Annotated in this window: 24 protein-coding genes; 15 read left to right on the top strand and 9 right to left on the bottom strand. The window is 40.2% G+C overall.

Annotated features, from left to right (window positions below):
- Positions 1 to 4 precede the first annotated feature (4 nt).
- Positions 5 to 337: a hypothetical protein gene (locus tag LLW17_RS09935; RefSeq protein WP_228230106.1), complete on the bottom strand. Its 333-nt coding sequence runs from the start codon at positions 335 to 337 to the stop codon at positions 5 to 7.
- A 74-nt stretch (positions 338 to 411) separates the two neighbouring features.
- Entirely contained in the window at positions 412 to 1,491 is a 1,080-nt protein-coding gene (gene aroB / locus LLW17_RS09930; RefSeq protein WP_228230105.1) for a 3-dehydroquinate synthase, read from the bottom strand.
- Positions 1,492 to 1,580: 89 nt separating this feature from the next.
- Between aroB and LLW17_RS09925 the strand changes: the two genes are divergently transcribed.
- Positions 1,581 to 2,753: a proline dehydrogenase family protein gene (locus tag LLW17_RS09925; RefSeq protein WP_228230104.1), complete on the top strand. Its 1,173-nt coding sequence runs from the start codon at positions 1,581 to 1,583 to the stop codon at positions 2,751 to 2,753.
- 17 nt (positions 2,754 to 2,770) lie between these two features.
- Here the strand turns inward: LLW17_RS09925 and LLW17_RS09920 are convergent, their stop codons facing one another.
- The 5 genes from LLW17_RS09920 to porX form a co-directional block, all read right to left on the bottom strand.
- Positions 2,771 to 3,154 carry a hypothetical protein gene (locus LLW17_RS09920; RefSeq protein WP_228230103.1) on the bottom strand — a complete coding sequence of 128 codons (384 nt, stop codon included), beginning with the start codon at positions 3,152 to 3,154 and terminating at the stop codon, positions 2,771 to 2,773.
- A gap of 15 nt (positions 3,155 to 3,169) precedes the next feature.
- Complete coding sequence (locus LLW17_RS09915; protein ID WP_228230102.1) at positions 3,170 to 4,366, bottom strand: alanine dehydrogenase; 1,197 nt, start codon at positions 4,364 to 4,366, stop codon at positions 3,170 to 3,172.
- A gap of 76 nt (positions 4,367 to 4,442) precedes the next feature.
- Positions 4,443 to 5,012, bottom strand: coding sequence for a hypothetical protein (locus LLW17_RS09910; RefSeq protein ID WP_228230101.1), 570 nt, complete (start codon positions 5,010 to 5,012; stop codon positions 4,443 to 4,445).
- 350 nt (positions 5,013 to 5,362) lie between these two features.
- Complete coding sequence (gene tsaE, locus LLW17_RS09905; RefSeq protein ID WP_228230100.1) at positions 5,363 to 5,770, bottom strand: tRNA (adenosine(37)-N6)-threonylcarbamoyltransferase complex ATPase subunit type 1 TsaE; 408 nt, start codon at positions 5,768 to 5,770, stop codon at positions 5,363 to 5,365.
- A gap of 20 nt (positions 5,771 to 5,790) precedes the next feature.
- On the bottom strand, positions 5,791 to 7,338 hold the full coding sequence (porX, locus tag LLW17_RS09900) for a T9SS response regulator signal transducer PorX (protein ID WP_228230099.1): 1,548 nt from the start codon (positions 7,336 to 7,338) through the stop codon (positions 5,791 to 5,793).
- Positions 7,339 to 7,416: 78 nt separating this feature from the next.
- On the opposite strand from porX, the gene LLW17_RS09895 reads away from it, so the two are divergent.
- From LLW17_RS09895 to LLW17_RS09845, 11 genes are all read left to right on the top strand, one after another.
- Positions 7,417 to 8,646 carry an HD domain-containing protein gene (locus tag LLW17_RS09895; protein ID WP_228230098.1) on the top strand — a complete coding sequence of 410 codons (1,230 nt, stop codon included), beginning with the start codon at positions 7,417 to 7,419 and terminating at the stop codon, positions 8,644 to 8,646.
- A gap of 24 nt (positions 8,647 to 8,670) precedes the next feature.
- Positions 8,671 to 9,699, top strand: coding sequence for a UDP-3-O-(3-hydroxymyristoyl)glucosamine N-acyltransferase (lpxD, locus tag LLW17_RS09890; RefSeq protein WP_228230097.1), 1,029 nt, complete (start codon positions 8,671 to 8,673; stop codon positions 9,697 to 9,699).
- Positions 9,689 to 11,098 carry a bifunctional UDP-3-O-[3-hydroxymyristoyl] N-acetylglucosamine deacetylase/3-hydroxyacyl-ACP dehydratase gene (locus tag LLW17_RS09885; protein WP_228230096.1) on the top strand — a complete coding sequence of 470 codons (1,410 nt, stop codon included), beginning with the start codon at positions 9,689 to 9,691 and terminating at the stop codon, positions 11,096 to 11,098. Before lpxD ends, LLW17_RS09885 begins: the two co-directional genes overlap by 11 nt.
- 4 nt (positions 11,099 to 11,102) lie before the next feature.
- Positions 11,103 to 11,888, top strand: coding sequence for an acyl-ACP--UDP-N-acetylglucosamine O-acyltransferase (gene lpxA, locus LLW17_RS09880; RefSeq protein WP_228230095.1), 786 nt, complete (start codon positions 11,103 to 11,105; stop codon positions 11,886 to 11,888).
- Between the two features lie 44 nt (positions 11,889 to 11,932).
- Positions 11,933 to 12,499 carry an elongation factor P gene (efp, locus tag LLW17_RS09875; protein WP_228230094.1) on the top strand — a complete coding sequence of 189 codons (567 nt, stop codon included), beginning with the start codon at positions 11,933 to 11,935 and terminating at the stop codon, positions 12,497 to 12,499.
- A 4-nt stretch (positions 12,500 to 12,503) separates the two neighbouring features.
- The gene (locus LLW17_RS09870) at positions 12,504 to 13,439 is read left to right on the top strand and encodes a UDP-3-O-(3-hydroxymyristoyl)glucosamine N-acyltransferase (RefSeq protein ID WP_228230093.1); all 936 of its coding nucleotides are present in this window, start codon (positions 12,504 to 12,506) and stop codon (positions 13,437 to 13,439) included.
- A gap of 1 nt (position 13,440) precedes the next feature.
- Positions 13,441 to 13,854 (top strand): nuclear transport factor 2 family protein, encoded by a 414-nt coding sequence (locus LLW17_RS09865; RefSeq protein ID WP_228230092.1) that lies wholly within the window; start codon positions 13,441 to 13,443, stop codon positions 13,852 to 13,854.
- 60 nt (positions 13,855 to 13,914) lie between these two features.
- Complete coding sequence (gene sucD, locus LLW17_RS09860; protein ID WP_228230091.1) at positions 13,915 to 14,787, top strand: succinate--CoA ligase subunit alpha; 873 nt, start codon at positions 13,915 to 13,917, stop codon at positions 14,785 to 14,787.
- Between the two features lie 122 nt (positions 14,788 to 14,909).
- Positions 14,910 to 15,656 (top strand): 3-oxoacyl-[acyl-carrier-protein] reductase, encoded by a 747-nt coding sequence (gene fabG, locus LLW17_RS09855; RefSeq protein ID WP_228230090.1) that lies wholly within the window; start codon positions 14,910 to 14,912, stop codon positions 15,654 to 15,656.
- A 20-nt stretch (positions 15,657 to 15,676) separates the two neighbouring features.
- Positions 15,677 to 17,716 (top strand): VWA domain-containing protein, encoded by a 2,040-nt coding sequence (locus tag LLW17_RS09850; protein ID WP_228230089.1) that lies wholly within the window; start codon positions 15,677 to 15,679, stop codon positions 17,714 to 17,716.
- An 88-nt stretch (positions 17,717 to 17,804) separates the two neighbouring features.
- The gene (locus LLW17_RS09845; RefSeq protein ID WP_228230088.1) at positions 17,805 to 18,620 is read left to right on the top strand and encodes a prohibitin family protein; all 816 of its coding nucleotides are present in this window, start codon (positions 17,805 to 17,807) and stop codon (positions 18,618 to 18,620) included.
- A 48-nt stretch (positions 18,621 to 18,668) separates the two neighbouring features.
- Here LLW17_RS09845 and LLW17_RS09840 read toward each other — a convergent pair whose 3' ends face one another.
- Together LLW17_RS09840 and LLW17_RS09835 are read right to left on the bottom strand one after the other, a co-directional pair.
- On the bottom strand, positions 18,669 to 19,253 hold the full coding sequence (locus LLW17_RS09840; protein WP_228230087.1) for a helix-hairpin-helix domain-containing protein: 585 nt from the start codon (positions 19,251 to 19,253) through the stop codon (positions 18,669 to 18,671).
- Positions 19,250 to 19,969 (bottom strand): OmpA family protein, encoded by a 720-nt coding sequence (locus tag LLW17_RS09835; RefSeq protein WP_228230086.1) that lies wholly within the window; start codon positions 19,967 to 19,969, stop codon positions 19,250 to 19,252. Before LLW17_RS09835 ends, LLW17_RS09840 begins: the two co-directional genes overlap by 4 nt.
- 273 nt (positions 19,970 to 20,242) lie before the next feature.
- On the opposite strand from LLW17_RS09835, the gene hisG reads away from it, so the two are divergent.
- The 3 genes from hisG (at position 20,243) to hisC (ending at position 23,558) form a co-directional block, all read left to right on the top strand.
- A complete protein-coding gene (hisG, locus tag LLW17_RS09830) occupies positions 20,243 to 21,103 on the top strand; it encodes an ATP phosphoribosyltransferase (RefSeq protein WP_228230085.1) in 861 nt (286 codons plus the stop codon).
- A gap of 113 nt (positions 21,104 to 21,216) precedes the next feature.
- Positions 21,217 to 22,509, top strand: coding sequence for a histidinol dehydrogenase (gene hisD / locus LLW17_RS09825; protein WP_228230084.1), 1,293 nt, complete (start codon positions 21,217 to 21,219; stop codon positions 22,507 to 22,509).
- Entirely contained in the window at positions 22,509 to 23,558 is a 1,050-nt protein-coding gene (gene hisC / locus LLW17_RS09820) for a histidinol-phosphate transaminase (RefSeq protein WP_228230083.1), read from the top strand. The genes hisD and hisC overlap by 1 nt, the downstream gene beginning before the upstream one ends.
- Positions 23,559 to 23,601 lie beyond the last annotated feature (43 nt).

Raw genomic sequence — 23,601 nt, 5'->3', positions numbered from 1 at the left:
ATTATTAATCTTCGTCTTCTTCTTCAGTGGGTTCATCAATCAGTTCATCGTCATCATCATCCGGCAATTTGCTCGGCATTTCGCTGATTGGTTCGTTTAAATCATCATCGTCGTAATCATCAACGTCATAATTCTCCATTGTATTTTCGAGTTTCTTGCTCACTTTTACCAGATAGATTGTATCAGCTGTACGAACCTCAACACATTCTATGAGTTCATTTTTTGCATTTTTAAAAGATATGATGTGATCATCATCATATCCGTAGGGGTACTTGTCCACGAGAAGTGCGAGAATCTCCGGAGTAAGTTTTTTAAAATCGACAATAACGCGACGCATAAGTATAATTTAGTTTAAGTGCAATGAGTGGTTAAATGTAAAAAAAAACGTTTTGCTTCTGCAAGGCATTTTACTTATTTATTACTTAAATTTTTATAATAATCAAATGCCTTATATATCAGTTCATTTGAAACCTCCTGATTTAAGACCGGGTTCCCAATTTCCTGAAGTAAGACAAAATATACAGTTCCGTGACTATTCTTTTTGTCATACTTGAGTAATCTGATGATTGCTTCAATATCTCGGTCTTCAAATGCAACCTTTTTGTAGTAATTCAGTATGACTTTTGAGGTATTATCACATACAGAAGCATCTAAGCCTGCGATCTCCTGAGATAAAAAGTTGGCCAAAATCATACCGATGGCAATAGCCTCCCCGTGCAGCAGGCGTGTTTTAGATTCTTCCTCCATGAAGTAAGATTCTATTGCATGACCCAGGGTATGACCGTAGTTGAGGCTTTTTCTGATGTTTTGTTCGTAAGGGTCTTCTAATACTACCTCATTTTTAATAGCTACAGATTGTCTGATTAAATCTCCCAGAGTTTCAAAGCTTGTATAGTCGGAGTCTTTCACGGCATCCCAATACGATTGCGAATGAATGAGGCCATGCTTGAGCATTTCGGCATAACCGCTTCGTAGTTCTTCAAGCGGAAGAGTTCCCAGAAAATAAGGATCAACCAATACCAGACCGGGATTGCTTATCACTCCAATCTGATTCTTTAGAGCACCCAGATCCACTCCTGTTTTTCCGCCCACAGAGGCATCAACCATTGCCAGTAGGGTAGTGGGGATATTGATAAAATCAATTCCTCTTTTAAAACAGCAGGCCACAAAGCCTCCCAAATCGGTCACCACACCTCCGCCTAAATTGATGATAAGGCTTTTACGGTCTGCATTGAGTTCAGACAAAACATTCCAAACTCCCGTACAGGTTTCCAGGTTTTTAAATTCTTCTCCCGGATCGATCTCGACGATCTCAAGAGGTCTGTTGGTTTCCAGATTTTGCAAAAAATGCGAAAGACAATACTCGTGCGTATTGCTGTCTACAAGTACAAAAATAATGCTGTGATTCTTTTCCCGGAGAAGGTTGTTTAGGGCGGTGTATCCTGAATTTCCAAATACAACCTGATAGTCCTTTGCCTGTACTGACTGCATGTTAAAACTTCTTTAAGGGAGCGAAATTAGTACCTTTTTGTTAAATTCCCGTTGCGATTCTAATTATATTTGGCGCCAAAAATTACTTTATGTTAGAGCAAAAAATATTTGACGATACCAAATGTGCATTTTCTTTAAAATCAGACAGTGAGTTAGAAAGGGCTTATTTTCTGTTTAAAATGATATCTGTACAGCCTTTGGTTAAAATTGGTACCGCCGTAACTCGATTTGCTCTAAATGCCAGTTTGCCAGTAGAAGGGCTTATCAGAGCGACTGTTTTTGATCATTTCTGCGGAGGAGTTAGCGAGAAGGATTGTGAGCCTACCATAAAGGCTATGTATAGTAAAGGGGTACATTCGGTTCTTGATTTTTCGGTCGAAGGTAAGGAAACCGAATCTCTATTTGATGAAGCTTTAGAACGGGTTCTTAGTATTATCGAGTTTGCCAAAGAAAAACCGGGAATGCCCTTTTCGGTTTTCAAACCAACGGGTTTTGGGCGCTTTGAAGTGCTTCGAAAACTTACCGAAAACGAAGCCCTTAATGAGAAAGAGCAAACGGAGTGGGAGCGTATTCAGGAACGTTTTGACCGTGCCTGCCAAAAAGCAAAAGATTGTGACATTCGTTTGTTAATAGATGCCGAAGAAAGCTGGATGCAGGGTGCTGTAGATGATCTTGTACAGCGGATGATGAAAAAATATAATACCGAATACCCTGTTGTGTATACCACCTTACAATGCTATCGCTGGGATAGGCTTAATTATCTCAAAGAAATGCACGCCGATGCACTTGAAAATGGGTATAAGCTGGGTGTAAAAATTGTGCGTGGCGCCTATATGGAGAAAGAGCGGGAGCGTGCTGAAGAGAAGGGATATGATTCACCTATTTGTAAGGACAAAGCTGAGACTGATGCCCATTTTAATGCGATGTTGGTTTATATTCTGGATAATCTGGATTCGATTTGGGCTTTTATAGGAACTCACAATGAAGAAAGTAATTACCTGGCGATCGAAATAATGGCGCAAAAAGAGATCGAAGCGAAAGATGAGCGTATTTGGTTTGGCCAGCTTTACGGAATGAGCGATCACATCAGTTTCAATCTCGCGGACCACGGCTATAATGTTGCAAAATACCTGCCTTTTGGACCTGTGAAAGACGTGATGCCCTACTTAATACGCAGAGCAGAAGAAAATACTTCGGTTGCCGGTCAAACTAACAGAGAATTAACCCTGATCAAGCAGGAACGTAAGCGCAGAAACCTTTAGACTTACAAAAGTATTGATCATTTTTTGGATACGCTAAGTACCTCAAAGGCTTCATCACAACGCTCCACTTTTGCTACAAGTGGAACCGGCATAGTTTCCTGAGATGTGATAATATAAAATCCACAGGGTTCTTTTCGGGGATCACTATTTTTGAAATCAACTTCGCCCTCTAAAAAAACCGTATTAAGATCTGTAGTGTCTAACGACAACTCTTTCAATTGCTTTTCGGCCTCTGGAGAAAGCGTGTAGCCATTATTTCGAATGGTTTTAAGAAGGCGGGCATTAGGTAGATAATCGCAGGAAGGTAATTCAACCCCACTTCCTTTGATAAAAACGGCTAACAAAATAAGACCTATAGAGAAACCTCCAAGGTAAAAGCCCAGACGATATAAAATTTTCATGAATTGCGTTTGTGTCTAAAAAAACAGCAGATTGATGTCTCTAAATGGAAGATCAAACCAATCTGCTACTGATTTACTGGTTAGAATTCCGCGGTAAAAATACAATCCGTTTTTTAAACCCTTATCCATTCTCAGGCTATTTTCAAGACCGCCGTGTTCACCAATTTCGATAAGATATGGGGTGAAAATATTGCTGATAGAGATTGAAGAGGTACGCGCATACCTGGATGGAATATTGGGTACGCAGTAATGAATAACTCCGTGTTTTACAAACGTGGGTTTATCGTGAGAAGTGACCTCGCTGGTTTCGAAACAGCCGCCCATATCGATACTTACGTCAATTATAATAGATCCCGGTTTCATATATTCGAGCATGGCTTCTGAGACAATTACAGGAGAACGCTCTTTACCCCTAACCGCACCAATAGCCACATCACACCTTCTCAGAGCTTTTAGCAGGTTTTTAGGTTGAATAGTTGAAGTATATAAGGGCTGTCCCACATTAACCTGAAGGCAGCGCAATTTGGTTAAGGAGTTGTCAAATACTTTTACATTAGCACCTAAACCCAGTGCAGATCGTGTTGCAAATTCACCCACCGTTCCGGCACCAATGATTACAACCTCAATAGGAGGTACGCCGCTAATGTTACCAAACATCAGGCCGTTGCCCTGCTCAGGTCTCGACATTATTTCAGAGGCTATAAGCACAGAGGCTGTTCCAGCAATTTCGCTCAAGGCCCGTACGGCAGGGTAGGTGCCATCAGCATCTTTTATAAACTCAAATGCCAGTGCCGTAATGCGTTTAGAGGCCAGAGCTTTAAAATATTCTTTTTTCTGTGTTTTGAGCTGAATAGCAGAAATGATTACGGTCTGCGGATTGATCATTTCAAGCTCCTGCATAGAAGGCGGTTCTACTTTGAGTACCATAGGGCAACCAAAAACACGTGCACGATCGGCAGTTATTTCGGCACCGGCCTCAGAATAGTCGTGGTCCGAAAATCGTGCATCTGCTCCCGCATTAGATTCAATCAACACCCGATGACCATGCGCAGTAAGGGCGCCTACAGCATCCGGAGTAAGACATACACGCTTCTCCTGAAAGTGATTTTCTTTTGGAATTCCTATAAACAGGGATCCTTTTTTCTGTTTTATTTCGAGTTTCTCTTCTTGTGGAAGCAGTTCTTCGCGCGAAAACGGACTGTTTGAAATCATATACTAGGTTTCAAGTGCTAGACTTCAAAGTACGTATAAAATATATAATGAAAAAAGTAAGAAGGGACATTAATGATTAACCCATAAATAAAGGCTCTTCATCATCGTCATCGTGGCTGTCGGAATAAAGTTTCTTGGACTTCTCATCCTCATCCTTGATTTCACCTTTTAAAGTAACACGCTCCAGTTCAGATAAGTCAATATTATGGATGCGATCAAAAATTTTCATCCGAATGGTATACAAAAATATAAAAGCAACGAGTACAATAGGAGCTAAGTAATAAATTTCAACACTATCCTTGTAATAAACATCTTCCGAAAAAAGACTATATATTTGAAAAATATACATACATATCGGAACCAAAATAGCATGGTACCACCAGTGTTTACAAGTGAAAAACCAAATTAATAAAAGCACGAATGGAATTAGTTTACTAAATAACATCCAACCTACAACATTTACACTTTGGTAAAAGCCACTTTCATATCTTATGTCGAAACCAAAAAAAGAGGTTTCCCAAATTTTTATATCTGGAAAACCTTCATATAAATAAAAAAAATACGGCGTAGCAGTAATAAATGCTGCTATGACACTACCCGTTAGTAGGGACTCTGATCTTCGCCGGGTCAACTTTTTTTGCTGCATAATCTGCATTATCTTCTTGAACAGATGTGTAAGTAACCGCGGTTGCACCTGCAATTAAAAGGCCTAGGAGTAAAGCTTTGATTTTCATAATGTTAATTGTTTTTGAGTATTATTAATGATTTGTTGAAACAAAGATCAAAAACATTAAACAAAAACCACTATTTCATGAAATTCCTACATTTGCATTCCTTCTAAATTTCTTAACGCGTTTTAACGACATCTTATTAAGAGCACAATTTAAGAATAATTAACTTACTCGTTTAATTTAAATCTATAACTTTTATTTCGACTTTAATTTGTAGGATATTTCTTCAAATATAATTTTTGTATTTAACATAATGTTAACAAATTTAGTTGAATTCTAAGTGGCGAAAATTTTCCTTAGTCGAGATTATTGTCGCTGAATGGTAATCTGTCCCTAGTAAACTGTTAATTTTATCAGGCCACTCAATAAATTTCCAGGAGTCATTCTCTAAAATTTCTTCCAAACCCATATCAAAAGCTTCAATTTCATTTTTTAAACGGTACAAATCCATATGATATATAGTTTCTCCATCTTCTGTTTTGTATTCATTTAAAAGAGAAAATGTAGGACTTGACACATAATCTTCTGAGCCTAAACTTTTAACCAGGGCTTTAATAAGCGTGGTTTTTCCAGATCCCAAATCTCCTTGGAAAAGAATAGTTTTATAATTAGATAATTCCAGAATTTGTTGAGCAATCTGGTCTACTTCCTTTAAGCGGTACTCTACTGTCATCTTTTTTATCGCCTTTTTTACTATCGCGGATTTAAAACTACAAAAGGAATAATCATTTCTTCAAGGGATACTCCTCCATGCTGGTAGGTATTCCTGAAATAACTCACATAGTGATTGTAATTATTAGGATATGCAAAAAACAAATCTCCTTTGGCAAAAATAAAGGAGCTGCTCATATTTATAGTCGGCAGGTGTATACTCTTAGGATCTTTTGCTGCCAGCACATCTTTATCTTCATAGGTTAAGCTTCTTCCGGTTTTATAGCGCAGATTAAGGCTTGTATTTTTATCACCTATTACCTTCGAAGGATTTTTTACATTGATGGTGCCATGGTCTGTTGTAAGAATGATTTTAAAACCCAGTTGCTGCGATTTTTGAATCATTTCCAATAGCGGTGAATTTTTAAACCAGCTTTCTGTAAGTGAGCGATAGGATTTGTCATTAGATGCCAGTTCCTTAATGACTTCCATCTCGGTTTTAGAATGACTAAGCATATCTACAAAGTTGTAAACCAATACTGTCAGGTCATTATTTTTAAGTGAATTAAAATTTTCCACCAGTTTTTTGCCGCTCTTTAAATTGGTAATCTTATGGTATTCCCATTTTAAATTAAGCCCCAGTCGTTTTAATTGGGCTTCCAGAAATTTATCTTCATTCAGGTTTTTACCTCCGTCATCGGTGTCATTAAGCCATAAGTCGGGATGCTTTTTCTCCATATCGCTGGGCATCAACCCCGAAAAAATCGCATTTCGCGCGTACTGTGTCGCGGTTGGCAGAATACTGTAATAAGGTGTTTCGCTTTCCTTTTTATAATAGTTGCTTATAATTGGCTCAAAGGATTTCCATTGATCATAGCGCAGATTGTCAATAACTACCAGTAGCACAGGAGCATCCTTGCTTAAGTGGGGTACCACTTTATCTCTGAACAAGGTATGGGACATGACAGGTTTTTCATCCTCAGAAAACCAGTCTTCATAATTGCGCTCTATAAATTTGAAGAACTGATTATTAGCCTCAGTTTTTTGAGATTCCAGTATTTCCTGCATACTTTGATCTTCAATATTCTCAAGCTCAAGTTCCCAGTAGATAAGTTTTTGATACAATTCGGCCCATTCTTCAAATGAATTAACCTGAGCCATATCCATCGCAATTTTGCGAAACTCCTGTTGATAATTCAACGTTGTTTTTTCAGAAATAAGTCTGCTGGTATCCAGATTTTTCTTCAGGCTAAGGAGAATTTGATTGGGATTTACCGGTTTTATAAGATAATCGGCTATTTTGGAGCCTATGGCTTCTTCCATTATATATTCTTCCTCACTTTTGGTGATCATAATCACGGGCAGGGTATCCCGTTTAGATTTTATTTCACTTAGCGTATCCAAACCGGTTAATCCCGGCATGTTTTCATCTAAAAAAACCACATCAAAATTTTCCTTTTCAACCAGTTCGATGGCTTCAGTTCCACTTTGACATGTAGACACTTCATAATTTTTTTTCTCTAAAAAGAGTATATGGGGTTTTAATAAATCGATTTCATCATCTACCCAAAGTATTTTAATAGCACTCATATATAGTATATTTGTTTATCGGCAGGCATAAGCCCGCGACTATGCTTAAGCATATTTTAATTCAAAAAGATTTCTTGTTTGAAGATTCCTCACAAACTTACGATAATTAACGACCCTATTTATGGCTTTATTACCATCCCAAAGGGGCTCATTTTCGATTTAATACAGCATAATTATTTTCAGCGACTAAGGCGCATCTCTCAAATGGGAATGTCGTATCTGGTTTATCCCGGTGCACATCATACGCGTTTTCATCATGCCATAGGTTGTTTGCATATCATGCAAAAAGCTTTAGAAAAGCTTGAACAGAAAGGTGTTATGGTGAGTCTGCAGGAAAAAGAAGCGGCGATGGCTGCAATCTTGTTGCACGATATTGGTCACGGGCCTTTTTCGCATGCGATGGAAAATAGCATTGTAGAGCACATTAATCACGAGCAAATAGGTTTGCTGTTTATCGAAAAACTGAATGAGGAGTTTAACGGAAGTTTAACCCTGGCCATTAAAATTTTTAAGGGAACCTATCACCGTCCTTTTTTGCATCAATTGGTTTCCGGGCAATTGGATATGGACCGAACAGATTATCTTAAGCGCGACAGCTTTTACACGGGAATGGCTGAAGGAAATATCAATACCGATCGTATTCTGGCTATGCTTAATGTAAAGGACGATCAGCTTATGGTTGAAGAAAAAGGGATTTATACCATTGAAAAATTTCTCGTCGCACGCAGATTGATGTACTGGCAGGTTTATCTTCATAAGACCAGTCTGGTTGCAGAACAGGTTTTAGTACGTGTTTTGATGCGGGCCAAAGAGCTGACACATAAGGGAGTTGAATTGCCAGCCAGCAGACCTCTTGGGTTTTTTCTTAAAAAGACCAATTCAGAAGGTAAATTTGACGATCACGCGCTGGAGGTGTTTGCTCAACTGGATGACTATGATGTAATCTCGGCTATGAAATCCTGGTGTGATCACGACGATTTTGTTTTGAGGAAACTTTCTCAAATTATTATAAACCGAAAACTTCCGCGTATAAAAATCAAGAAAAAGCCATTTGCTTCAGACTTTATACAAGGGCAAAAAGAGGCTGTTAAAAAGCTCCTGAATCTTTCTGATGATGAAGCAGATTATTTTGTTTTTACCGGAACAATTACCAATCAGGCCTATACTTTAAAAAAGGAGGCGATAAATATTTTGACGAAAAAAGGAAAAGTTGTTGACGTTGTTTCGGCCAGTGATCAATTGAGCCTCAAGGCTTTATCCAAGGTTGTCACCAAAAACTATATCTGTTATCCAAAGCATTTGATTTAAGGCTTTTTTGCTATTTTTGCCAAGATGAAATTTACAGCCGAACAGATTGCTGGGATTTTAGATGGTACTGTTGACGGCAATCCCGAAGCAGAAGTATCTAAACTTTCAAAAATTGAAGAGGGAACAGAAGGCTCCTTAACCTTTCTTTCCAATCCTAAGTACACGCCTTATATCTATAAAACCGGTGCTTCAATTGCTATTGTTGACAAAGGTTTTAAACCCGAGAAAGAGCTAAATATAACGCTTATTCGCGTTGAAGATGCTTATAAATCCTTTTCCAAACTTCTGGAATATTACAATCAGGTCAAGCTAAATAAGACAGGGGTCGAAAACCCGGTTTTTATATCAGAGTCGGCCAGTTATGGTGACAATGTCTATATTGGGGCCTTTTCCTATTTGGGCAATAACGTAAAAATTGGCAACAACGTCAAGATTTACCCCAATGTTTACATAGGAGACAATTGCAGTATTGGAGATGATTCGGTTATCTTTCAGGGAGCAAAAATATATTCAGATTCTGTAATTGGTAAAACCGTATACGTACATAGCGGCGTTATCATTGGAGCCGATGGTTTTGGTTTTGCACCAGATGAGAAAGGCGAATATACACGCATACCCCAAACGGGAAATGTGATTATCGAAGATAATGTAGATATTGGTGCAGGAACTACTATAGACAGAGCAACTTTAGGCTCTACCATTATCAGAAGAGGGGTGAAGCTCGACAATCAAATACAGATTGCCCATAATGTAGAAATAGGCGAGCATACAGCAATCGCTGCTCAAACCGGTATTGCAGGCTCTACCAAAATAGGCCGAAACTGCCTTATAGGAGGCCAGGTGGGAATAGTAGGGCATCTTACCATTGGTGACCGGGTGCGTATTCAGGCACAATCCGGTATTGGTCGTAATCTTAAAGATGATGAGGCGGTTCAGGGTTCTCCGGCTATCTCTTACAGTGACTACAATAAGTCTTATGTACATTTTAAAAACCTTCCCGATTTAGTCAAACAAATAAATAATTTGGAAAAACAAAAATCCAATGATAAGTAAAGCTGAAGGAAAGCAATATACAATCGCCGGTGAGGTTTCCTTAACCGGCGTTGGTTTACATACAGGTAAGAATGTTACTCTTACTTTTAAACCTGCCGATGAAAATACAGGGCACTTTTTTAAGCGCGTAGACCTTGAAGGTCAGCCTATTATTGAGGCAAATGCAGATTATGTGGAAAATACCCAGCGAGGTACCAACCTTGAAAAAATGGGTGTTTATATCCAGACCAGTGAGCATGTTCTCGCTGCCTGCGTTGGCCTTGGGATAGATAATATTTGTATTGAACTCAATGCCTCTGAGCCTCCTATAATGGATGGTTCTTCTAAGTTTTTTGTGGAAGCCCTCGAAAAAGTCGGACTTAAAGAGCAGGAAGCACAGCGTGAAGAATACGTTGTAACTGAGGTTATCAGCTATCTTGATGAAAAAACCGGGAGTGAGATCATTCTTATGCCGGCAGACAACTACCAGTTGACTACTATGGTCGACTTTGGCACAAAAATTCTGGGAACTCAAAACGCCAGTATTAAAGATATTTCAGAGTTTAAAGACGAAATTTCAGATTCGAGAACCTTCAGTTTTCTACATGAAATTGAAATGTTGCTGGAGAATGGTTTAATAAAAGGAGGAGATCTTAATAACGCTATTGTTTACGTAGATAAGGAATTGTCTCCTGAAACGATGAAAAAATTGCGTTCGGCTTTTAATAAAGATTCGATTTCGGTTAAACCAAACGGAATTCTTGATAATCTTACCCTACATCATCCTAATGAAGCAGCCAGACACAAACTGCTTGACGTTATAGGTGATCTTGCTCTGGTAGGAATGCCCATACGCGGTAAAGTGATCGCCAATAAACCCGGGCACTATGTGAATACCCAGTTTGCCAAAAAACTGAAGAAAATAATCAAGCTTGAGAAACGCAACAACGTTCCCACTTTCGATTTGTCAAAACCCCCGGTAAAAGACATTAATCAGATTATGGCGATGCTGCCGCACAGACCTCCGTTTTTGCTGGTCGATAAAATTCTTGAAATTTCAGATACCGGAGTAGTTGGGCTTAAAAACGTAACGATGAATGAGCCTTTTTTTGTAGGCCATTTTCCGGGAGCTCCCGTTATGCCTGGAGTTTTACAGGTTGAAGCGATGGCGCAAACAGGAGGTATACTGGTATTAAGTACCGTACCCGATCCTGAAAATTATTTGACGTATTTTATGAAAATTGATAATGTACGCTTTAAACAACAGGTTTTACCGGGAGACACACTTATTTTTAAACTAGATTTGTTGTCCCCAATACGCCGGGGAATATGCCATATGCAGGGAAGCGCTTACGTTAACGGCAAGCTGGTTTCTGAAGCAGAACTTATGGCCCAAATCGTAAAAGTTAAGAAAGACTAGATTTATGAATCAACCTTTAGCATACGTACACCCCGGAGCAAAAATTGCCAAGAATGTGGTAATTGAGCCTTTTACAACCATCAACAACAATGTAGTCATTGGAGAAGGAAGCTGGATAGGCTCAAATGTAACCATCATGGAAGGTGCACGCATCGGTAAAAATGTAAATATTTTTCCCGGAGCAGTAATTTCTGCAATTCCACAGGACAAGAAATTTGACGATGAAGATACAGTAACCATTATAGGAGACAACACCACCATCAGAGAGTGTGTAACTATAAACCGTGGTACTTCAGACCGCATGAAAACTCAGATTGGTCAAAATTGCTGGATTATGGCTTACAGCCATATCGCCCATGACTGTATTGTAGGAGATCATTGTATCTTTTCAAATAACAGCACACTGGCCGGTCACATTGTGGTAGGAGATTATGTTGTTTTGGCCGGAATGGCCGCAGTACAGCAATTTTGTACCATAGGCAGTCACGCTTTTGTTACCGGTGGTTCTCTGGTGCGTAAAGACGTACCCCCTTATGTAAAAGCAGGTCGTGAACCCCTTTCGTATGTGGGTATAAACTCCATTGGATTAAGACGTCGCGGTTTTACTACCGAAAAAATCAGGGAAATACAGGATATTTACCGCATCTTGTACCAAAAGAATTACAACAATACTCAGGCAGTAAATATCATTGAAGCCGAGATGGAAGCAACTCCCGAACGCGATGAAATCCTTCAGTTTATACGTAATTCTCAGCGCGGAATTATGAAAGGATATTTTACTACCAACTAACAGATTTTTTTAAAAGCATTATCTAAAGATTATAACTTAATAGTATGGCAACTACTTCAGACATCCGCAACGGGATGTGTATTCATTACAATCACGATATTTATAAAATTATTGAATTTTTACACGTTAAGCCGGGTAAAGGTCCCGCTTTTGTTAGAACAAAATTAAAAAGTGTCACCAACGGAAAAGTTTTAGATAACACCTTTTCAGCCGGACATAAAATTGACGAGGTACGTGTAGAAACCAAAGGATATCAATTTTTATATAACGATGGTGAATGGTATCACTTTATGAATACCGAAGATTACACTCAAATACGATTGATGGAGTCTGCTCTTGACCAACCCGGTTTATTAAAGGAAGGCGAAGTGGTAACCATTGCAATAAATACCGAGGATAATATGCCCCTTTCTGTAGATATGCCGGCACACGTTATTCTTACGGTTACGGCCACAGAGCCCGGTGTAAAAGGAAACACTGCAACTAACGCAACCAAACCGGCAACTGTTGAAACCGGTGCGGAAGTAAACGTACCCTTGTTTATCAATGAAGGGGATAAAATTAAAATAGAGACCGAAAAGGGGACCTATAAAGAGCGTATAAAAGAATAAGCGTTTGAAATTTCCGCAAAAACATACTCTGGCTCAGATAGCTGCATTGCTCAATGATATTGAGTATGTAGGTGATGCTGATTTTCCGGTAACCGGAATGAATGAGATTCACGTGGTTGAACCCGGAGATATCGTTTTTGTTGACCATCCCAAATATTACGATAAAGCCCTGGAGTCTGCTGCTACCGTTGTATTGATAAACAAAAAGGTAGCCTGTCCTGACGGAAAGGCACTTCTCATTTCAGATGATCCGTTTCGGGATTTTAATAAGTTAACGCGCTATTTTAAACCTTTTCAAAAAGCAAATGCGTCAATCGCAGAAACGGCCGTTATAGGTGAGCACACCATAATTCAGCCTAATTGCTTTATTGGCAATAATGTGAAAATTGGTAAGCATTGTATCATTCATCCTAATGTCACTTTGTATGATGATACCGTGATTGGAGATCACGTGATCATTCATTCGGGTAGCATTCTGGGAGCCGATGCATTTTACTATAAAAAGCGGGAGACCGGTTTTGACCGCCTTCTTTCGGGAGGGAAAGTGGTGATAGAAGATTATGTAGAACTGGGAGCATCCTGCACTATAGACCGCGGAGTTACCGCAGATACCGTTATCGGTTGGGGTTCAAAACTCGATAATCAGGTACACGTAGGTCACGATACACGTCTTGGAAAACGGGTTCTGGTCGCTGCCCAGTCCGGTATTTCGGGCTGTGTGGTTGTTGAAGACGATGTGGTGATCTGGGGTCAGGTAGGTATCGCGAGTGGCATAACAATCAAAGAAAAGGCTGTGATTTTTGCCCAAAGTGGAGTAGGGCGTACCCTTGAAGGCGGAAAATCCTATTTAGGAAGCCCGGCAGAAGACAGCAAGAAGAAATTCAGGGAAATGGCATCAATCAGACAGATTCCTTATATTTTAGAACAAATAAAAAAATGAAATGAGTGCATCAGCTAAAGAACTTGTAAAAGGCTTATACGAATCCGATTTTTTTAATGATCCCACTGTTCTCAAAAAATACCTGCATAAAGAAGCAGAATTATATTGGAATGCTTCAACAGGCTTTTCTAAAATGACTTATGACGACATTTCTAATATGTCTAAGGAAATGGGCAAATCATTCATCTCGCTGCGCTCTTCCGTAAGTCATCTGATTGAAGAAGGAAATACGGCGAGTATACGCCTTACCTATTATATTAAGACCGTAGAAAATCCGGAAGAAGAAGTGGGTATTATTCATTTTATGGCGATGTGGGAGCTTAAAGACGGACTCCTGTATCGCGGGTATCAAATAAGCCAGCCCAGTGATGAAGACCCGCTTAATATCGATGCCCACATTCGCATAAAATCTTAATATTCCTTTAGGTTTCGTCTTTAAAAAATTACTTTTGCTTTCACAAAAATTAAACAACTCATGAGCGTTTTAGTTAATAAAGATTCCAAAATAATTGTACAAGGTTTTACCGGTAGTGAAGGTACTTTTCACGCGGGTCAAATGATAGAATACGGCACTAATGTAGTAGGCGGTGTGACTCCGGGTAAAGGAGGACAGTCCCATCTTGACAAACCGGTTTTTAACACCGTTGAGGATGCTGTAAAAGAAACCGGCGCAGATGTTTCAATAATTTTTGTACCACCAGCCTTTGCTGCTGACGCTATAATGGAAGCTGCAGATGCCGGCATTAAGGTAATCATTGCGATTACTGAAGGTATCCCTGTATCAGATATGATTAAAGCTGCAGACTATATCAAAGACAAAGATTGCAGATTAATAGGTCCTAACTGCCCCGGAGTTATTACTCCCGGCGAGGCTAAAGTGGGTATTATGCCAGGCTTTGTATTTAAAAAAGGAAAAGTAGGCATCGTTTCTAAATCAGGAACCCTTACTTATGAAGCTGCCGATCAGGTTGTAAAACAAGGTTTAGGAATAACTACTGCGATAGGAATAGGTGGAGACCCAATCATTGGGACTACCACAAAAGAAGCTGTAGAATTGCTTATAAACGATCCAGAGACCGAAGCTGTAGTAATGATCGGGGAGATAGGTGGTCAGCTTGAAGCCGACGCTGCACGATGGATTAAAGCCAGCGGCACCAAAAAGCCGGTTATCGGTTTTATCGCTGGAGAGACTGCCCCGGCAGGAAGAACAATGGGTCACGCAGGTGCTATTGTTTCCGGAGAGGGTGAGTCTGCCGCAGATAAAAAGAAGATTTTAAGAGAAAACGGAGTACACGTTGTGGACTCTCCTGCTGAAATTGGCAAAAAAGTAGCAGAGCTTTTAGCCTAATAGGTTCAGAATAAATTTAAAAACCGACACGCCACAATGTGTCGGTTTTTTTATGCCCAAACATTTCAAGTTTCCTATATTTACCGCTCTTCAAACTAACTAATTATTGATACCCGATTAGAATGAAACTTTTAGAAGGAAAAAACACAATTATCACCGGAGCAAGCCGCGGTATAGGCCATGGTATTGCTAAAGTCTTTGCACAAAACGGAGCCAATGTGGCTTTTACATACAGTTCATCTGCCGGTCCTGCCGAAGAACTGGAAAAAGAACTAACGGCAATGGGGGTTAAAGCCAAAGCCTATAAGTCTAACGCAGCTTCATTTGAAGATTGCCAGGAACTTATTAAACAAATAAGCGAAGACTTTGATACTATCGATGTTTTGGTAAACAATGCCGGAATCACCAAAGATAATCTGCTTATGCGTATGAGTGAAGAAGATTTTGATCAGGTGATTGAGGTAAACCTGAAGTCTATTTTTAATATGACTAAAGCGGTGCAGCGTACCATGCTTAAGCAGCGTTATGGCAGTATCATCAATATGAGCTCTGTTGTTGGCGTAAAAGGAAATGCCGGGCAGGCAAACTATGCAGCTTCAAAAGCCGGTATTATTGGATTTTCAAAGTCTATGGCCTTAGAATTGGGTTCGCGTAACATACGCACCAATGTGGTGGCTCCCGGTTTTATTGAGACCGAAATGACTGCAAAACTAGACGAAAAAGTAGTTGCCGGCTGGAGAGATGCTATTCCTCTTAAACGCGGTGGTACTCCGGAAGATATTGCCAATGCCTGTGTGTTTCTTGGCAGCGATATGAGCGCCTACGTTACCGGGCAGGTATTGCAGGTTGATGGCGGAATGTTAACCTAATTTTTCAACTTAACTTATTTATGGCAGCATCCACACTACTTTATATTATCCTGTTTGGGGTAATAGCTTTGGGTGCTGCCGTATTTTTTTACTTTTACAGGCCACAGGGTTCGCTGAGACTGCGTATCCTTCTTGCAGGACTTCGGTTTGTAGCTATTTTTGCGCTTTTAATACTGCTGCTCAATCCTACCTTTAAACAGGCAACCTATACCACGCTAAAACCAAAACTGGCTCTTGCCGTAGACAATTCAGCTTCTGTAGCTCATTTAGGATATTCAGATTCTGTACGGCAAATACTTCAGGAAATTCAGAATTCAGAAGATCTGGCGAAGCGTTTCGATATTGACTTCTACACATTAGGAGCTACACTCGAGACCTATGATTCCTTAGCGTTTACAGAAAATCAAACCAATATTTCCAAAGCACTTTCGGGCCTGTATACCATTTATAAAAACGAAAATTTTGCGCCTGTTCTCATTACCGATGGGAATGCCAATTTGGGATCAAACTACGTGTACACGGCAAAGGAGCAAATTCAAATCCCACATTATTTTATAGCTGTTGGTGACACTACCAGTTATGAAGATTTAAGTATAGATCGCGTCAATGTGAATAAATACGCGTATCTCAAAAACCGTTTTCCGGTTGAAGTTTTGGTTTCCTACTCCGGAACTTCAGCAGTAAATACGACACTTTCCATCCGTAAAAACGGGGCTGTTTTGTTCCGGGAAACTATTTCACTAAGTAAAGACGAGCCAGCCCGGCGCGTAAATACGTTTTTGGAAGCTTCGGCTATAGGTGCCGAAACCTACGAGGTGATTGTTGGCGAATTAGCCGATGAAAAAAACACGGCTAATAATGCGAAACACTTTGGTATTGAAATTATAGACCAGCGCAGCCAGATTTTGATTGTATACAGCACGCTGCATCCCGATCTCGGAACACTAAAGAAAGCTTTTGAGAGTAATCAACTGCGAACCGTTACACTACAGAAAATTAGTGAAGTTAAGTCCGTCGAACTGGATGATTATAATCTGGTGGTACTTTTTGAGCCCCAGCGCTCATTTGCGGAATTGTATAGTAAACTGAATACGCTGAATAAAAACAGGTTTACGCTGGTTGGTCCGGCTGCAGACCGAAGGTTTCTCAATGGAATTCAGGATTTGTATCAATTGCCTCTTAACAATCAGACGGAAGGAGTACAACCTGTATATAACTTAAGCTTTTCCAGTTTTCAATTGGATGACGATGATTTTTCAGGTTTTCCGCCGCTGGAAGCTCCCTTTGGCGAAATCGAATTAACGGCTGCAGCCGATGTGATTCTCAATCAGCGCATAACCGGTATTGAAACAGACAATCCTTTGCTCGCAGCTGTAGAAGCCGGCGGTAGAAGAGAGCTGGTGTTATTCGGCACCGGAATCTTTAAATGGCGCAGTCAGGCATTTTTAGACACTCGAAGTTTTGAATCTTTTGATGTCTTTATCGAAAAATTAGCTCAGTTTTCGGCTTCAGATACCAAACGAAGCCGTTTGCAGGCCGAATATGAGCGTTTTTATTACGGAGGCAGTGGTATTGTCATTCGCTCTCAATTCTTTGACAAGAACTATGTTTTTGACTCTGGAGCTTCATTGCAACTTGAGCTTAAAAACGCAGACACCGGTGAGACTTATCAAAGCCCAATGGCTCTCACCAGAACAAATTATACCGCAACACTCCCGGCACTGGAGCCGGGGAGTTATACCTTTCAAATTTTGGAAAGCGGTTCTAGTATACGTATCAATGGCGCTTTTACGGTAATTGAATACAATATCGAGAATCAGGTCATACAGGCTGATTTTGTCAAAATGAAAACCGCTGCAGCAGATACAGAAGGTATGGCTGTAACAATACATGAGTTAGACCTACTTATAGAGAGCCTGGTTGAAGATGAACGATTTATTCCTGTTCAGCGGGAAACTATAAAAAACACACCGCTTCTTGAGTTCTGGTGGTTATTGCTTATTATCGCCATAGCTGCCAGCGCTGAATGGTTTATACGTAAATACAACGGTCTTATTTAAGCTTTTGCGTAAGAGCTTTAAATGTTTTAGATTATCAAATGTCACATCCTGAATACTTCAGGATGCTTTTAAATTAAATTTTAGTATCATGGATAAATTTCCTAAAATCGGAATACCCCTTATTATCGGTCTAATTATCGTTCTTATTCTCGTTTTTAAATCTGCAGTAACCATAGATTCCGGTGAGGCAGGCGTTCTGTACCGTCCCTTTGGAGGAGGTGTGGTCACCGAAGAACCACCACTGGGCGAAGGTTTTCACATAGTTGCCCCCTGGAATAAAGTATATATCTATGAAGTGCGTCGCCAGGAGCTCAAAGAAATCATGAACGTATTGTCATCTAATGGTTTAGATATTAAACTGGAGGCATCGGTGTGGTATCAGCCAGATGCATCCCAGTTGGGTAAATTGCATCAGGAAATTGGGGAAGATTATTTAAACCGTATTCTTTTACCTACCATACGCTCTGCAGCACGATCTGTAGTTGGCCGTTATACTCCGGAGCAGTTGTATTCTTCAAAACGGGATGCCATTCAGGCTGAAATTTATGACGAAACCAAAAAGATTATCAAAGATCAATATATACAGCTTGATGAAGTTTTGGTACGAGATGTAACCCTTCCGGCTACGATAAAAGAAGCTATTGAGCGAAAATTAAAGCAGGAACAGGAATCATTGGAATATGAGTTTCGCTTGATTTCTGCACAGAAAGAAGCAGAGCGTCAGGTTATAGAAGCTCAAGGTAAATCTGATGCCAACCGTATTTTAAGTCAATCCCTGAATGATCAGATCTTAAGAGACAAAGGGATTGAAGCTACCTTGCAGCTAGCTAAATCCAATAACACCAAAATAATTGTAGTAGGTTCCGGAGAGTCTGGTTTACCCATCATACTGGGCAATAACTAGTATTTCCGTAAAAAAAAGAAAGCCGGTCATATTGTTGACCGGCTTTTTTTATGCTCGCTTCATACGCGGGCCTTCCCGACGCGCCTGAGAACGCCTTTTAGATTCCGAAAGCATTTTGGCTTTACTTACCCACTGATCGTTCTTTATGCGATCCGGGAAAAATTGAATCAATTCGGTAATCAGTTCAATATCACTTTCATTAAATCGGCTTATCTGTTCAAAAGTGTATATCCCAATTGTATTGAGCTTTTCTTCTGTATACGGGCCTATTCCTATTATTTTTTGAAGGTCATCAGCCTCATCGGGATCTGCTGTACCAATACGTTCAAAATCTAAAGTACCAGATTTAGGTTTACTTTTTGATCTGTATGGCTGTTCCTCATTTTCGGCTACTACAAATTCTTCCAAATCTTCTTCCGTATCATCAAATAACAATTCCTCTTCCGTTTCGCTAAGATCGCTGCGTTTTTTGAGGAATTTTAATTTTTTAAGGTATTTCGATTTCTGTGCAAAATAGGCGAAGAAGTATCCTATAAGAAATGATGATAGCATCAAAAAAAATACTTCGATATAGATAAGCGGCACTGAAACTGCGTCGTCTGCTTTTTGTAATATGATGCTAAATACTGTCATTCAAAATAAATTTCTATACGGTGATTGAGTTCCCGGTTTTCAGAATCGCGGTCATAAATAGGCTCTGTCTCTCCGCTAGAATATGCAGAAACCTGATTATCAGGCAATTTAAGGCTTTTTATGAGAAATTCGCGTACTTTTTTTGCCTCATCTAATGCAAGCATATAGTTATCTTCCTTATCCCCAATATAATCGGTATGCCCTACCACTTTAATGTGGAGATTTGCGTCAGCAGCTAATTTTTGTTTTACAAAACTCAGAAAGCTGGTTGCTTTCTGGTCAACAACAAAGCGCGCATGTTTAAATTCCGGATAAAAAAGGGCATCAAAGGTACGCGGAGCAACAGCAGTCGCATTTGTATTCTTCTTTACATTTCGCAGTTTTTCTAGGTCTTCGGCGAGTTCTCGTTTCTTTTCCTGGATACTTCTTGTTAGATCCTCCACCAGCTGCTCGTTACCCCGGCTTAAATTATTTACCATAAAGGTATCAGCCTCTTGAAATACGGTATTGGTATCGTTTTCTCGAGGATCCTCTTCTATAAAAGGAACAAATTCTGTTGGTGTGGAATCACCGGGTGTAGTGTCGAGATCCTTGGGCTTTACCACTTTAGATGCAAAAAGGCTGCTCTGGTCTACCGCTCCTGTTGTGTTCATAAAGAGAACGCCCAGAAAAAACCAGCAGCAAAAAACTCCAAATGCAATTAAAAATCGTTTCATCTCCAGTGATATGCCTCAAAAGTAACACTTTAACTTATATTAGTTGTATTACATCGAAAAAAAACATTTGTATTATTTTGGGCACAAGAGCAATTTTTTAATTAAATTCGCTTCCGCATTATGAAAGCAACATCTTTACATCATCATCATTTTTATTTACGCGCTCAAGCGAGGTAAGAATGTTGTGTGTATAAAGCATAATTTACAATAACCCGTTTGAGTCATTCAAACGGGTTTTCTGTTTTGAATGGTTCAAGCTTAACAAACCAAAAAATGACTAAAAAAATTAGAATTGCTATTCAAAAGGCCGGAAGGCTCAATGAAGATTCCCTTCAAATCCTAAAAGACTGTGGTGTAAGTATCGACAACGGCAGAGACCAGCTTAAAGCCAGCGCAGCCAATTTTCCGCTCGAGGTTTTTTACCTGCGTAACGGCGATATCCCGCAGTATTTAAGAGATGGGGTGGTTGATATCGCTATTATTGGAGAAAATGTACTTATCGAAAAAGGTTCAGACATTGCTATTGCACAAAAACTGGGCTTTTCAAAATGTAAGGTTTCACTGGCTGTGCCAAAAGGGACTAAATACGAATCAGTTAAAGATTTTGAAGGTAAAAAAATCGCTACTTCCTATCCCAATACGGTGCTCGACTATCTTTCGAAATACGGCGTAAAAGCAGATTTACACATCATCAACGGTTCTGTAGAAATCGCGCCAAATATTGGCCTTGCAGATGGTATTTGCGATATCGTTTCCAGCGGCAGCACCTTGTTTAAGAACGGATTAAAAGAGGTGGAAGTGATGCTTAAATCTGAAGCGGTTTTGGCGGTTTCGCCAAAGATAGACAGTGAACGCCAGGAGATTCTAGACAAACTTATATTTCGTATAAAGGCGGTTTTAAAAGGACGTGATTATAAGTACGTGCTTCTAAATGCTCCAAACGACAGGCTCGACGCCATTATCGCAATGTTACCGGGTATGAAAAGCCCTACAGTGCTTCCGTTAGCAGAAGAAGGCTGGAGTAGCGTACACTCCGTTATCGATAAGAATGAGTTTTGGGAAGTAATCGATAAGCTTAAAGACTCCGGGGCTCAGGGTATTTTGGTGAGCGATATTGAAAAGATGGTTTTGTAGCGTCTGATGGATACAAAACTATTCCGAATCAGGTCGGAATCTTATGAACTTATATTTTCCGAAAGCCTACTGGTTATAGATCAAAATCAAAACGGCTCCAAAAAAAGTAAAGAATGAATAAAATAAGTAATCCGTTACGGGAAGATTGGGATCAAATCCTCAAACGACCCACGCAGACCTACGATCAGATCGAAGGTACGGTGCTCGAGGTCTTTAAGTCTATTCAGACGGAAGGCGACGCAGCTGTTGCCCGATATACCGAAAAATTTGATGGAATTGCTCTGGATAATTTGGTAGTAACTCAATCTGAAATCGACCAGGCTCTTACGAGTATTGATTCAGATTTAAAAGAAGCTATAAAGCTGGCAAAAGCGAATATTGAGCGCTTTCACCAGGCGCAGCGCACGCCGCGTGTCGAGGTGGAAACTGCTCCCGGTGTGATGTGCTGGCAGGAAAAACGTCCCATACAGAAAGTGGGACTGTATATTCCCGGAGGGACAGCACCCTTGTTTTCTACGATTTTAATGCTGGCCATTCCGGCAAAAATCGCAGGATGTAAAGAAGTCATTTTATGCACCCCACCTGATAAGCAGGGCAATATCAATCCCGCGATTTTGGTTACCGCGCAGCTTTGTGGTATTGATAAGATCTATAAAGTGGGAGGCATTCAGGCTATTGGTGCGATGACCTTTGGTACCGAAAGTATTTCGAAAGTCTATAAGATTTTTGGTCCCGGGAATCAGTTTGTAACTGTCGCCAAACAAATGGCTACCAAGTACAATGTAAGTATCGATATGCCTGCCGGTCCATCGGAACTGCTGGTAGTTGCAGACGATACCGCAGATGCAGCATTCGTCGCTTCAGACCTCTTGAGTCAGGCCGAACATGGTGTGGACAGCCAGGTGATTTTGGTTTCTACTTCAAAAGCGCTTATTGCAGCAGTGGAAGAGGAAATCGCGAGCCAGCTGGAAGCCCTTCCCCGTAAAGCTATTGCTGAAAAAGCCATCGCAAACAGCAAACTCATTTACGTGGAAACGCACGAAAAAGCTTTGGAACTCATTGATGAATATGGCCCGGAGCATTTTATTGTTGCTACTGACAGCAATGATTTTTACGTGGATAACATCGCCAATGCAGGCTCAGTTTTTATTGGGAACTATACGCCCGAGAGTGCCGGGGATTACGCTTCCGGGACAAACCATACCTTGCCGACTAACGGTTATGCCAAGCAATACAGTGGGGTGAATCTTGATAGTTTTATGAAAAGTATGACCTTTCAAAAACTCTCTGAAGAAGGCATTCAAAACATTGGTAACGCAATCGAACTTATGGCTGCCGCCGAAGGGCTTCAGGCGCATAAGAATGCAGTTACCCTACGTCTCAATAAACTCGCAAAAAAGAACTAATGCCAACAACATTTCACTTAGAAAAACTGGTGCGCGAGAATGTAGCGCGACTAAAACCCTATTCTTCGGCCCGTGATGAGTTTAAGGATTTTCACGAGGATATGGTTTTTTTAGATGCCAATGAAAACCCGTATAACAATGGCGTAAACCGCTATCCCGATCCGCAGCAAATCACGCTGAAGCAGCATTTATCAACCGTAAAGCGCGTTCCGGCAGATCAGATTCTTTTGGGTAACGGCAGCGACGAGGTGCTCGATTTGTTGTTTCGGGCGTTTTGCGAACCCAAAACCGATAATGTAATCACATTACCGCCTACTTACGGGATGTATAGTGTGCTTGCAGCAACTAACGATATTGCAAACCGCGAGGTTGTGTTGACCAAAGATTTTCAACCCGATGTACACGCTGTACTGGAGCAGATAGATCACCAGACCAAAATGATTTTTCTGTGTTCGCCAAACAATCCCACAGCAAACAGTTTTGATGCGGAGTCGATTGAAAAATTGTTGAAATCCTTCCGCGGACTCGTAATTGTGGATGAGGCGTATATCGATTTTGCTAAGGGTGAAAGTTGGTCATCACGGCTTCAGGAATATCCAAATCTGGTTATTATTCAAACCCTGTCTAAAGCTTACGGCTTAGCCGGAATCAGACTGGGAATTTGTTATGCTTCCGCAGAAATTATTGCGATACTCAACAAAATCAAACTGCCTTATAATGTGAATGAACTCACACAAAAAAGAGCATTAGAGCGGGTTTTAGACACCGAAAAAGTTGAGACTGAAATTAACTCTATTTTAGAGGAAAGGGATGCTTTATCTAAAGTGTTACTTCAAGTAAATTTTGTGCAGCACGTTTTTCCTTCTGAGGCGAATTTTATCCTTGCACGGGTAGACGATGCCAATAAACGCTACGATCAGCTCATTCAAAAAGGTATCGTGGTACGCAACCGAAGCACGCAGGCATTGTGTGAAAACACCTTGCGTTTTACGGTGGGGACACCAGAGGAAAACAAAAAATTAATAACAGCTTTGAACCATTTAAAATAATTAATTGTTCATACGAAAATAATCGCAAGGTAATTCCCCCTTT

Source organism: Leeuwenhoekiella parthenopeia (assembly GCF_020782115.1).
Classification (GTDB): Bacteria; Bacteroidota; Bacteroidia; order Flavobacteriales; family Flavobacteriaceae; genus Leeuwenhoekiella; species Leeuwenhoekiella parthenopeia.
Note: the sequence above shows the minus strand (reverse complement) of the source record. Positions and strands in the feature narration are given on the sequence as shown.